Here is a 12,734-nt window from a genome sequence, read left to right on the forward strand (position 1 = left end):
CCCGGCTACGACCCCAGAATCGACGCCAGGAACTCCCCGACCCACCCCAGCAACTCCCGCCCGACCAGCGGCTTCCCGCCCACCTTCGCGGTCTTCGGGCGCGGCACCAGCACCTGGTGGACGGCCGGCTTGATGACGGTGCCCGGGTACAGCCGCTTGACCCTGAGCTCCTGGGACTCGCGCAACTCCACCGGCGCGAAGCGGATGTTGTTGCCCTGCAGGACGATCTCGCCGACGCCACACGCGCGTGCCAGCATCCGCAGGCCCGCCACGAGGAGGAGGTTCTCGACCGGTTCGGGCAACTTGCCGTAGCGGTCGACGAGTTCCTCGCGTACGGCCTTGATGTCCTCCTCCGTGTTGGCGGAGGCGATGGAACGGTAGGCCTGGAGGCGCAGCCGCTCGCCGGGCGCGTAGTCGTGCGGGACGTGCGCGTCGACGGGCAGTTCGATCTTGACCTCGAGCGGCGGCTCCTCCTCGACGCCGCCCTCCAGGGACGCCCGGTAGTCCGCGACCGCCTCGCCGACCATACGGACGTACAGGTCGAAGCCGACGCCCGCGATGTGGCCGGACTGCTCGCCGCCGAGCAGATTGCCCGCGCCGCGGATCTCCAGGTCCTTCATCGCCACGTACATGCCCGCGCCCATCTCGGTGTGCTGCGCGATGGTGGCGAGACGCTCGTGGGCCGTTTCCGTCAGTGGCTTCTCCGGGGGATACAGGAAGTACGCGTATCCGCGCTCGCGCCCTCGCCCGACCCGGCCGCGCAGCTGGTGCAGCTGGGACAGGCCGAAGTTGTCGCCGCGCTCCACGATCAGGGTGTTGGCGTTGGAGATGTCGATGCCGGACTCGACGATCGTCGTGGAGACCAGGACGTCGAACTTCTTCTCCCAGAAGTCGACGACGACCTGCTCCAGCGACTGCTCCGACATCTGGCCGTGCGCCGTCGCGATACGCGCCTCGGGGACGATCTCGCGCAGCCGCGCGGCCGCCCGGTCGATCGACTCGACCCGGTTGTGGATGTAGAAGACCTGGCCCTCGCGCAGCAGTTCGCGGCGGATCGCGGCGCCGATCTGCTTCTCCTCGTACGGCCCGACGAAGGTCAGGACCGGATGGCGCTCCTCGGGCGGGGTCGTGATCGTCGACATCTCGCGGATGCCGGTGACCGCCATCTCCAGGGTCCTCGGGATCGGGGTCGCGGACATCGTGAGCACGTCGACGTTGGCGCGCAGCTTCTTCAGCTGCTCCTTGTGCTCGACGCCGAAGCGCTGCTCCTCGTCGACGATGACCAGGCCCAGGTCCTTGAACTTGGTCTCCGACGAGAACAGGCGGTGCGTGCCGATGACGATGTCCACCGAGCCCTCGCGCAGGCCTTCCAGGACGGCCTTCGCCTCGGTGTCGGTCTGGAAGCGGGACAGCGCCTTCACGCTCACCGGGAACTGCGAGTAGCGCTCGGAGAACGTCCCGAAGTGCTGCTGCACCAGCAGGGTCGTGGGGACGAGTACGGCCACCTGCTTGCCGTCCTGAACGGCCTTGAAGGCGGCCCGTACCGCGATCTCGGTCTTGCCGTAGCCGACGTCGCCGCAGATCAGGCGGTCCATCGGGACCGACTTCTCCATGTCCTCCTTGACCTCGGCGATGGTCGTCAGCTGGTCGGGGGTCTCGGCGTACGGGAAGGCGTCCTCCAGCTCGCGCTGCCAGGGGGTGTCCGCGCCGAAGGCGTGGCCCGGGGCCGCCATGCGCGCGCTGTACAGCTTGATCAGGTCGGCCGCGATCTCCTTGACCGCCTTCTTGGCCCGCGCCTTGGTCTTCGTCCAGTCGGCGCCGCCCAGACGGTGCAGGGTGGGGGCCTCGCCGCCGACGTACTTGGTGATCTGCTCCAGCTGGTCGGTGGGGATGTACAGGCGGTCGCCGGGCTGGCCGCGCTTGGCGGGGGCGTACTCCACGACGAGGTACTCGCGCGTGGCGCCCTGTACGGTGCGCTGCACCATCTCGATGTAGCGGCCGACGCCGTGCTGCTCGTGGACGATGTAGTCGCCCGTCTCCAGGGTGAGCGGGTCGATGGTCTTGCGGCGGCGGGCCGGCATCCGGGCGCCGTCGCGGCCGGCCGCCTTCTGGCCGGTCAGGTCGGTCTCGGTCAGCACGGCGAGCTTGAGCACCGGGTCGACGAAGCCGTACTCGATCGAGCCGCAGGCGACATGGACGACGGACGGGGAGATCTCCCCCAGGTCCGCCTCCAGGCGGGCCGCCACGCCCTCGCCGCCGAGCACCTCCACCGTGCGGGCCGCGGGGCCGTGGGCCTCCGTCACGAAGACCGTGCGCCAGCCGTCGGCGAGCCAGCCCTTGGTGTCGGCCAGAGCCTTGGCGGTGTCACCGCGGTACGACTCCGGGGCGTGCATGCCGAGCTTGAGGGTGTCCGCGTCGAGCGTCTCGTCGGCCGCGAAGGGGGAGACCGACCACCACATCATGTCCAGCTCGCGGGCGCGGTCGCGGACGTCCGCGATGGACCACAGGGAGGCCGCGCCGACGTCGATGGGCGCCTCGCCGCCGCCGGCCGTGGCGGCCCAGGACGCCTGCAGGAACTCCTGACTCGTCGCCACGAGATCGGCGGCACGCGTGCGTACCCGCTCCGGGTCGCATACGACGGCCATGGCGCCCTTGGGCAGGACGTCGAGCAGCAGCTCCATGTCGTCGACGAGGACGGGGGCGAGGGACTCCATGCCCTCGACCGCGATGCCCTCGGCGATCTTGCCGAGGAGTTCGCCGAGCTCCGGGTGCTGTTCGGCGAGGGCACGCGCGCGTGCGCGTACGTCGTCGGTGAGGAGGAGTTCGCGGCAGGGCGGCGCCCACAGGCCGTGCTCGGCGATTTCGAGGGAGCGCTGGTCGGCGACCTTGAAGTAGCGGATCTCCTCGACGTCGTCGCCCCAGAACTCGATGCGCAGGGGGTGTTCCTCGGTGGGCGGGAAGACGTCCAGGATGCCGCCTCGTACGGCGAACTCGCCGCGCTTCTCCACGAGCTCCACGCGCGCGTACGCGGCGGCGGCGAGGGCTTCCACGACGGCGTTGAGGTCGGCGGTCTGGCCGGTCCGCAGGGCCACCGGTTCGAGGTCGCCGAGGCCCTTGACCTGGGGCTGGAGGACCGAGCGGACGGGTGCCACGATCACCGAGACCGGGCCCGTCTCGGGGTCGTCGGGGCGGGGGTGGGCGAGGCGGCGCAGCACCGCGAGGCGGCGGCCGACGGTGTCGCTGCGGGGGCTGAGGCGCTCGTGCGGGAGGGTCTCCCAGGACGGGTACTCCGCGACGCCCTCCGGGGGGAGGAGGGAGCGCAGGGCTGCCGCCAGGTCCTCGGCCTCCCGGCCCGTCGCCGTCACCGCCAGGACCGTGCGGTCGGTCTCGCGGGCGAGGGCGGCGATCGTGAACGGGCGGGCCGCCGGGGGGCCGACCAGGTCGACGTGCATGCGGTTGCCGTCTGCGGCCGCCTTGGTCGCTTCCGCGAGGGCGGTGTCCTTGACTACGGCGTCGAGCAGACCGTGCAGGCTCATTCGGGGGCGCTTTCCGTCCAGGGTGGGCAACACGAAGGGCCCGACGCGTGGTACGGGCCGGGGGTTCCAGCGTACGTCGCTGCGCGGGCGGGTGCCGGGGGCTGTGGATAACGTCCGTTCTCTGTGACCCGGCGCTGCGGCGGGGCTTGCCTCGAACGCCGGACGGGCTGAAAGCGCCAGCGCCGGAGTGCCCGGTCATTGAAGGCCACGCATGTACACCGCGTAAGGTCCCCTCATGCCCACCCCTGTCCCCTCCGCGACGTCGGAAACCTCCTCCGAGCCCCACATACCGGCGCAGTCCACGCCCCGCGCTTCGGGGACGGAGCAGCCCGAGCCTGCACGGCGTGATCCATGGCTGCTCGCCGCAGCACTCTTCGTCGGGTACGCGGTCGTGTCCGTCGGGCGTTATCGGCATCTCGGGCAGCGGTCCTGGGATCTGGGGATTTTCGAGCAGGTCATCCGGGCCTATGCGCATCTGCAGGCGCCGGTCGCCGATCTCAAGGGGCCGGGGTTCAACATCCTGGGCGATCACTTCAGCCCGGTGACCGCCCTCCTCGCACCCCTGTACCGGGTGTTCCCCTCGCCGGTCACGCTGCTCGTCGCCCAGGCCGCGCTCTTCGCCCTGTCCGCCGTCCCCGTCACCCGCGCCGCCACCAGGCTGCTCGGACGGGGACGCGGGCCGGCGCTCGGCATCGCGTACGGGCTGTCCTGGGGGCTGCAACAGGCCGTCGACTTCGACTTCCACGAGATCTGTTTCGCCGTACCGCTCATCGCCTTCAGCCTCGAGGCGCTGCTAGCCCGGCGCTGGCGTGCCGCCCTGCTCTGGGCGCTTCCCCTGGTTTTCGTGAAGGAAGACCTGGGGATGACCCTCGCCGTCCTCGCCCTGGTCGTCGCGCTGCGGGCGCGCCGTGACTCCCCGCGGGCGGCCCGGTACGCGCTCGGCGTCGCCGTGTTCGGTGTGGTAGCCGTCGCCGTCACCCTCCTGCTGGTCATACCGAGCTTCAACACCGCCGGCACCTACGAGTACTGGAACAAGGTCAACGAGTCGGACGGCGACGGCCCCTTCGACGGCCTCGACACCAAGCTCCGTACGCTCGGCTGGCTGCTCATCCCCACCAGCGGGCTGCTCGCCCCGCGGTCGCCGGTCCTGCTCATCGCCCTGCCCACGCTCGGGTGGCGTTTCGTGTCCGGCTACTCGCAGTACTGGGGCACCGACTGGCACTACAGCGCCGTCCTGATGCCCGTCGTGACCCTCGCGCTCGTCGACGCCCTCGACAGCGCCCGGAACAGCACGCGCGCGTGGCTGCGGTCGTACGTCCATCACCTGCCCGCCGCCGTCGCCGCCGCCGCCGTCGCGCTGACCACCTCGCTGCCGCTGTCCGCCCTGACCGAGAGCGAGATCTACCGCAAGCCCGCGCGCGTGAGCGCCATCGAGCGGCTGCTGGCCGAGGTTCCGGACGGGGCCTCCGTCGAGGCGAACATCGCGCCGATCAGCCGCCTCACCTCGCGGTGCCGGGTGTTCTGGGTCAGCAATACGCGCGGCATCAACCCCGACTTCATCGCCCTCGACAACTCCCGCAAGCGCTACCGCGACGTCGAGGCCTACGCCAGGGCCCTGCACCCCGACGCCCGGTACGCCGTCGACGGCACCGCCTACGGAGTCGTACTCCTCAAGCGGCAGACCGGACAGAACGACCAGTAGCCACAACCAGTAGCCGGCGAACGCACGCGGGCCCGGTCCGAAGGTCATCCCTCCGGACCGGGCCCTCCCCCGCAACCCCCGTCTGCGGTGGCTCCTGGGCGGCTGCGGCTATTCGGTCGCGATCGCGTTCAGTACGTTCATCCGGCCCGCCCTGAACGCCGGGATCAGTGCCGCGAACAGGCCCACGAAGGCCGAGCCGATGAAGACCCCGATGATCGTCGGCCACGGAATGTCGAGGACGTTCAGGCCCTCCAGCGCCAGGAGCTTCTGGGCCGTCGCGCCCCAGCCCATGCCGAGCCCCAGGCCCAGCAGGGCGCCGAACAGGGCGATCACCACGGACTCCATGCGGATCATGCGGCGCAGCTGGCGGCGGGACAGGCCGATGGCCCGCATCAGGCCGATCTCCCTGGTGCGTTCCACCACCGACAGGGCCAGGGTGTTCACCACGCCCAGGACGGCCACGATGATCGCCAGGGCCAGCAGGCCGTAGACCATGTTCAGGAGCTGGCCCATCTGGTCCTTGAGCTCCTGCTTGTAGTCGGTCTGGTCGCGGACCGGGTACTGCGGGTAGTCGTGCAGCGACTTCTTCAGGGCCGCGTACGCCGCCTCCTCCTGGCCGTCCTTCGCCTTGCCGAGCAGCATGTCGCTCTGCGGGATCCGGTCGGCGGGGACGTACTTCTGCAGGGTCTCGATGCTGATGTAGCGCGCGCCCTGGTCGAAGGAGGTGTCGTCGTCCGTGATGGCCGCGACCTTCAGCTTCGCCGTCTCGCCGCCCTTGAAGGCGACGGTGATGGTGTCGCCGACGTGCACGCCGTGCTTGGTCGCGTAGTCGGAGCCGACCGACATGGCGTCCTTGCCGTAGGCGGCGGACAGGGTGCCCTCCGTGGTCGTACGGCGAAGGTCCTCGGCGTACGTCGGGTCGGCGGCGGTGAGCCCGGTGTCGTCGGTCTTGCCGTCCGGCGAGGTCAGCGTGGCGCCGACCTGCTTGGAGCGGGTGACGTGCTCCAGGCCCGGCGTCTGCCGCATCGCCTGCTCGGCCTGCGGCACGATCCGCTGCTGCTGGGCCAGGACGATGTAGTCCGCCCCCACCGACTTGTCCAGCTCGCTCGTCGCCGAGGCGACCATCGAGGAGCCGACCACCGACAGGCAGGCCACCAGCGCGAGGCCGATCATCAGAGCGGCGCCCGTGGCGCCGGTACGGCGCGGGTTGCGCAGGGCGTTGCGCTCGGCCATGCGGCCCACGGGTCCGAAGGCCCGCAGCAGCACCGCGCTGATCACCCGGACCACGCCGCCCGCGAGCAGCGGGCCGACGACCACGAAGCCGATCAGGGTCAGCACCACGCCGCCGCCCAGCATCAGCGCACCGTCGCTCGCCTTGTCGGCGGTGGCGGCCGCATAGAGGGCGTAGGCGCCCGCGCCGGTCAGGACCAGGCCGATGAGGCCGCGCACCCAGCCCGCCTTGCCGTCGGCCGGTGTACCGGCGTCGCGCAGGGCGGCCATCGGGGAGACCTTGCCCGCGCGGCGGGCCGGCAGGTAGGCGGCGAGGACCGTGACCACGACACCCAGCACGAGGCCGGCCACCGGGGTCGTCACCTTCACCGTCAGGTCGTCGGTGGAGAGGTTCATGCCGGCCATCGACATCAGCTTCATCAGGCCGACCGCGATGCCGACACCGGCGCCGACGCCGAGTATCGAGCCCACGAAGCCCAGCAGCAGGGCCTCCACCAGCACGGAGCGGTTCACCTGCCTGCGGGACGAGCCGATCGCCCGCATCAGGCCGATCTCCCTCGTGCGCTGGGCGACCAGCATCGAGAAGGTGTTGATGATCAGGAAGATGCCGACCAGGAACGCGATCCCGGCGAAGCCGAGCATGGCGTACTTGATGACGTCCATGAACGCGCCGACGTCCTTGCGGTTCTCGTCGGCGTTCTCCCCGGCCGTCTGGATCTTGTACGTGCCGGACGTGCCGTTCAGTGCCTCGGCGACGTTCCGCTTCAGCTGCGCGTCGCTGACGCCGTCCGCCGCGGTGACGGAGATCTGCGTGAAGCGGCCGGTGGCGCCGAGGAGGGTGCGCTGGGCGGTCTCGGTGTCGAAGTAGACGGCGGTGGCGCCCGGGTTGGTCACCTTCCAGGAGGCGATGCCGACGATCCGCGCGCGGATGTCGCCGGTGGCGGCGATGGTGCGCAGTTCGTCGCCGAGCTTCAGGTCGTGCTTGTCGGCGGTGTCCGCGTCGACCATGACCTCGGTGGGCCCGCGCGGGGCGTGCCCGGAGGTGATCTCCATGGACTTCAGGTCGTTGGCCGTCCAGTTGCCGGCGAACGTGGGCGCGCCGGTGGAGGAACCCATGTTCTTGTTCTCGGAGTTGACGACGGTCACGCTCGTGGAGGCGACCGCGCCCTCCGCCTTCTTGACGCCGTCGACGGCCGCGACCTGCTCGACGGCCGCGGCGGGCAGCGAGACCGGCCGGCCCGTCCCGGAGCCGTCGTCCTCGTCCTCGGCGTCCTTGGGGCTGACGGTGACATCCGAGGACGTGACGGCGAAGAGCTTGTCGAAGGTGGTGTTCATCGTGTCGGTGAACACGAGCGTCCCGCACACGAAAGCGACGGACAGGAGCACCGCCACGGCCGACAGGGCCATGCGCCCCTTGTGCGCGAAGAAGTTGCGCAGGGAGGTCTTCAGGACGGTCATGACGTACGTCCCCGGGCGTCGAAGTCCTTCATGCGGTCCAGGACGGCCTCGGCGGTCGGCTTGTACATCTCGTCGACGATGCGGCCGTCGGCGAGGTACAGCACGCGGTCCGCGTACGAGGCGGCGACGGGGTCGTGCGTGACCATCACGATGGTCTGCCCGAGCTCGTCGACGGACCGGCGCAGAAAGCCGAGCACCTCGGCACCCGCGCGCGAGTCGAGGTTTCCGGTGGGCTCGTCACCGAAGATGATCTCCGGCCGCGCGGCCAGGGCGCGGGCTACGGCCACGCGCTGCTGCTGACCGCCGGAGAGCTGGGTGGGCCGGTGCTTGAGCCGGTCGGAAAGTCCCACCGTGTCGACCACGCGCCCGAGCCACTGCCGGTCCGGCTTACGGCCCGCGATGTCCATGGGCAGCGTGATGTTCTCGATGGCGTTGAGCGTCGGCAGCAGGTTGAACGCCTGGAAGATGAAGCCGATCCGGTCCCGGCGCAGCTGGGTGAGCTTCTTGTCCTTCAGCCCGGTGATCTCGGTCTCGTCGAGGTAGATCTGGCCGCTGGTGACGGTGTCGAGCCCGGCGAGGCAGTGCATGAGGGTGGACTTGCCGGACCCCGAAGGACCCATGATCGCGGTGAACTGCCCACGCGCGATGTCCACATCCACATGGTCGAGGGCGACGACACGGGTCTCCCCCGACCCGTACGCCTTGACGACCTGCCGCGCCCGCGCGGCAACGGCCGTACGCCCTCCAGTGCCCCCGTGCCTGGGAATGGTCACAGCCGATGTCACGGTATATCTCCTATGTCGGTCGCGGATGGACGTACGAGGCCGTGGGCCGGGTACGTCGAGAACTGGTACGTCGTTGAGTCTGGTGCCGGAGAGGGACCCGGCGCGCTGGTGCCGAGCCCCGTCTTGTACGGGGGAAAACCCCACCCCCGCCGGTTCGGTGAACCGCCCCCCAGCGGCGTAAAGCCAGGTTAAGGACGACCCCCCTGGCGTCTCGTCCTCCGCCGGTACCAACCCTCCCCGAGACCTAGTACGGAGGTACCCCTAGGGGCAGTCCACCCTTCGGTGGAGCGCGCGTAGGGGTCGTCTCCCCCCTCGGGCGCATCCAGGCTCCACCCTCCCGCGACGTGAGGGTCAAGTGGGAAGCTGTTCGGCGGCGGATAGATGCAGGGGGAAAGCAAAAGAGAAGGGGACCTGGTGGGCCGTACGACACCCGCGATACGCGACACCGCACAGCGCACCGGAAGCGGCAAGCGCGGCGCCGTGGTCGCGGCCCTGATGCTCGCGATGGCGCTGGCGGCTCTCGACGCCACCATCGTCTCCACGGCCGTACCGCAGATCGTCGGCGACCTCGGCGGCTTCTCGGTCTTCTCCTGGCTGTTCTCCGGATATCTGCTGGCCGTGACCGTGACCCTGCCGGTGTACGGCAAGCTCTCCGACACCTTCGGCCGCAAGCCGGTGCTGATCGCGGGCGCGGCGCTGTTCCTGCTGGGGTCGCTGCTGTGTGCGGTGGCCTGGAACATGGGGGCGCTGATCGCGTTCCGGATCGTGCAGGGGCTGGGCGGTGGGGCCCTTCAGGGCACCGTCCAGACGCTGGCCGCCGACCTGTACCCGCTCAAGGAGCGCCCGAAGATCCAGTCCAAGCTGTCCACGGTGTGGGCGGTGTCGGCGGTGGCCGGCCCGGGGTTGGGCGGGGTCCTGGCGGCGTACGCGGACTGGCGGTGGATCTTCCTGATCAACCTCCCGATCGGGGCGGTGGCGTTGTGGCTGATCGTGCGGTACCTGCACGAGCCGGCGCGGGACACCGGCGGGGAATCGGCGTCCACGCGCGCGCGTGTCGACTGGGCAGGGGCGTTGGCGGTGTTCGCGTGCGGGGGTGTGCTGCTGACGGCGCTGGTGCAGGGCGGGGTGGCGTGGCCGTGGCTGTCGGGGCCGTCGATCGCCTTGTTCGGTACGGGACTTGCGCTCGCGGCGGTCGTGGTGGTCGTGGAGCGCCGGGCGGCCGACCCGATCATCCCGGGCTGGGTGTGGCGGCGCCGGACGATCGCGGCGGTGAATCTCGCGCTGGGCGCGCTGGGGCTGCTGATGGTGGCGCCGACGGTGTTCCTGCCGACGTACGCCCAGTCGGTGCTCGGTCTTGCCCCGGTGGCGGCCGGATTCGTGCTGTCCGTGTGGACGTTGAGCTGGCCGGTGTCGGCGGCGTTCAGTCAGCACGTGTACCGAAGGATCGGGTTCCGCAACACCGCGATGCTGGGCATCGGGTCGGCGTCGCTGATCCTGCTGGCGTTTCCGTTCCTGCCGTATCCCGGGGCGGCCTGGCAGCCGACGCTGCTGATGCTGTTGCTGGGGGCTGCGCTGGGGCTGTTCCAACTGCCGCTGATCGTGGGTGTGCAGTCGACGGTGGGGTGGTCGGAGCGGGGGACGACGACGGCGTCGGTCCTGTTCTGCCGCCAGACCGGCCAGACGGTGGGCGCGGCGCTCTTCGGCGCGGTCGCGAACGGCGTACTGGCCGCACGGCTCGGCGGGGCGAGCGACCTGGACTCGGTGACGCGGGCCCTGGATTCCGGCGGCACGGCCCCCGAGGCCACCAGGCGCGCCATCGCCGACGCGGTGCACGCCGTGTATCTGGGGGCGTCGTGCGCGGCGGCGCTGGCCTTTCTGGTGCTGTTGCTGCTGGCGCCGAGGCGGTTCCCGGTGCTCAAGGAAGACGTCGTCAAGGAAGACCCCGCCAGAGAAGACGCCCTCAAGGAAGACGAACGCTGACCTCGGGGTTGGCCGGCGACGGTCCGTCGAGCAGGGGCTGCGGGACGCCCTTCAGGTGCAGGTCGAGGAATGCGGCGACGTACGCGCGCGTGAGGGCCTGCGAACGCAGGTAGGGCAGTGGGGCGGTGTCGGGGATGCCGACCAGGTCCGCGAGGAGCGGTACGTCGGTGAAGGAGCCGTGGTCGGCCCCGGCGACGGTCAGCCAGCGCTTCCAGCCGTCCAGATCGGCCCAGGCCTGCTTCCAGTCCTTGTCGAGGGTCCTCTCCTGCTGCCCCAACATCAGGAAGGGGCGACCGTCGAGGCCGGAGGCGGGGATCGGGGTCTGGAAGGTCCCGTCCATGTTCACACCGGCTCGCACACGCGGGTCGGCCGCCATCGCCGTGGCCGCGGAGGCGCCGCCGATGGAATGACCGGCCATACCGATGCGCTTGGCGTCAATCACGCGTGCGAACCGCCAGGCGGGATGACGGCCGGTCAGCCGGTCCACCACGAAGGAGACGTCCTTGGCGCGGCTCTCGACGACGGCCGGGCCGACCTCAGGGAACTCGTCGCAGATGGCGCACGGCAGCGTCTGCCCGTCGGGCAGGGTCGTACCGGCGTTCTCGTACGGATGGTCGACCAGCGCGACGACGTACCCACGACTGGCCAGATCCTCGGCGAGACCGGTGAGCGTGGCGCGCGGGAATGTGAACCCGGGCGAGAGCACGACGAGCGGGAACCTGCCGTGCGCCGGACGCGCGTCGGTGTGCGCCCAGGTACGGACGCCGCTGAGCGCCTCCGGCGGGACGGTGACGTCCGGAGCCCTCAACTCCAGCAGGTGCCGGGCCTCTTCAAGGGTCATGTAGGGAGCGGTCGGTCCGCCCGTGCCGGCGGACCGTGCCGGGTAGTACAGGGACACCATCAGCTGACGGGCGCCGGCGGAGGGCACCCAGGGGTCCGGGCGGTCGGTGTCGACGAGGTGCAGCGTGGTGCGGCCTACGGCGTGCGGCCCGGTGGGGCGGGGCAGTTGGGCCGATACGGCGGCGGAGGGCGCGGAAGGAGCGGAGGCGGCAGAAGGAGCGGACGAGTCGGAGGCGACGGGCACGGGTGCGGTGGAGGCGGACTCCGCGCCGATGGCCGGGAGGGTCAGGGCCGGTCCGAGCGCGAGTACTGCCGCGGACGCCGCGACCGCTAAGAGGCGTGGTCTGTTCATGCCGAGGACGGTAGGCCGCGCGCCGCTGACCTGGCGTCATCCTGCGGTCGCCTCCCCGGAAACTCCCGTGCGACCTCGGACGTACGGACATACCCTGACCGCCATGCCGACCCTGGAGCGCCTACGCGCCGACCACGCGGACGCCCTGCTGGCCTTCGAGCGGGAGAACCGGGAGTACTTCGCCCGTTCGATCCCGGACCGCGGAGACGCCTACTTCGACCCTGCCGGGTTCGCCGCCAGGCACGCGGCGTTGCTGGCCGAACAGGACGCCGGGATCTGCCACTTCCACGTCGTATTGGACGCCGACGGGCGCCTCGTCGGGCGTGTCAACCTGGTCGACGTCGAGGACGGTTCCGCCGAGCTCGGCTACCGCGTCGGCGAGCTCGCGGCGGGCAAGGGCGTCGCCTCGGCCGCGGTGGCGGAGGTGTGCCGGGTGGCCGGTACGGCGTACGGACTGACGTCCCTGATCGCGGTCACCACCCTGGACAACCCGGCGTCCCGGGCCGTCCTGGAGCGCAACGCCTTCATCGCCGTGGAGGACATCACCCTCGACGGCCGGCCCGGGGTCCGCTATCGCCGCTCGCCTGTCGGGCACTGACAGGGCGCTACCCACTTCGCCGGTCGACTGAATGGCGTGTATCGCGTGTATGGCGCACAGCATCGCATCCGGCCCGTCCGCCGCCGTGCGGTGCTCACCCCGCGAGCCCGCAGCGGCTTCAAAGGTCTGAGTTAACGGGGGTAACACCCCAGGTCAGACACGGTTCGGCATAGCAAGCGCATACCGACCGCTCAGTTTGGTGAAAACCACACGCGCTCCCGACACCGCGAAGTAACGTGCGTGACCCCGTTCC

7 protein-coding genes are annotated in these 12,734 nt (G+C 70.7%); 3 read left to right on the forward strand and 4 right to left on the reverse strand.

Going from position 1 to position 12,734, the window contains the following annotated elements; translation table 11 throughout:
- Nucleotides 1–5: 5 nt before the first annotated feature.
- Nucleotides 6–3,536 carry a transcription-repair coupling factor gene (gene mfd / locus ACQEV2_RS17470; protein ID WP_433041700.1) on the reverse strand — a complete coding sequence of 1,177 codons (3,531 nt, stop codon included), beginning with the start codon at nucleotides 3,534–3,536 and terminating at the stop codon, nucleotides 6–8.
- Between the two features lie 235 nt (nucleotides 3,537–3,771).
- Between mfd and ACQEV2_RS17475 the strand changes: the two genes are divergently transcribed.
- On the forward strand, nucleotides 3,772–5,238 hold the full coding sequence (locus tag ACQEV2_RS17475; RefSeq protein WP_433041703.1) for a DUF2079 domain-containing protein: 1,467 nt from the start codon (nucleotides 3,772–3,774) through the stop codon (nucleotides 5,236–5,238).
- A 108-nt stretch (nucleotides 5,239–5,346) separates the two neighbouring features.
- Here the strand turns inward: ACQEV2_RS17475 and ACQEV2_RS17480 are convergent, their stop codons facing one another.
- Nucleotides 5,347–7,926 (reverse strand): ABC transporter permease, encoded by a 2,580-nt coding sequence (locus ACQEV2_RS17480; protein WP_433041706.1) that lies wholly within the window; start codon nucleotides 7,924–7,926, stop codon nucleotides 5,347–5,349.
- Entirely contained in the window at nucleotides 7,923–8,711 is a 789-nt protein-coding gene (locus tag ACQEV2_RS17485; protein ID WP_433041709.1) for an ABC transporter ATP-binding protein, read from the reverse strand. Before ACQEV2_RS17485 ends, ACQEV2_RS17480 begins: the two co-directional genes overlap by 4 nt.
- Before the next feature lie 414 nt (nucleotides 8,712–9,125).
- Here ACQEV2_RS17485 and ACQEV2_RS17490 point away from each other — a divergent pair, with 414 nt between their 5' ends.
- Nucleotides 9,126–10,691, forward strand: coding sequence for an MFS transporter (locus ACQEV2_RS17490; protein WP_433041712.1), 1,566 nt, complete (start codon nucleotides 9,126–9,128; stop codon nucleotides 10,689–10,691).
- Here the strand turns inward: ACQEV2_RS17490 and ACQEV2_RS17495 are convergent.
- Nucleotides 10,672–11,883, reverse strand: coding sequence for an alpha/beta hydrolase family protein (locus tag ACQEV2_RS17495; protein ID WP_433041715.1), 1,212 nt, complete (start codon nucleotides 11,881–11,883; stop codon nucleotides 10,672–10,674). The two genes, ACQEV2_RS17490 and ACQEV2_RS17495, sit on opposite strands and share 20 nt — an antisense overlap.
- 103 nt (nucleotides 11,884–11,986) lie before the next feature.
- On the opposite strand from ACQEV2_RS17495, the gene ACQEV2_RS17500 reads away from it, so the two are divergent.
- Complete coding sequence (locus ACQEV2_RS17500; RefSeq protein ID WP_433041718.1) at nucleotides 11,987–12,481, forward strand: GNAT family N-acetyltransferase; 495 nt, start codon at nucleotides 11,987–11,989, stop codon at nucleotides 12,479–12,481.
- Nucleotides 12,482–12,734 lie beyond the last annotated feature (253 nt).

Source organism: Streptomyces sp. CA-251387 (assembly GCF_050936625.1).
Classification (GTDB): Bacteria; Actinomycetota; Actinomycetes; order Streptomycetales; family Streptomycetaceae; genus Streptomyces.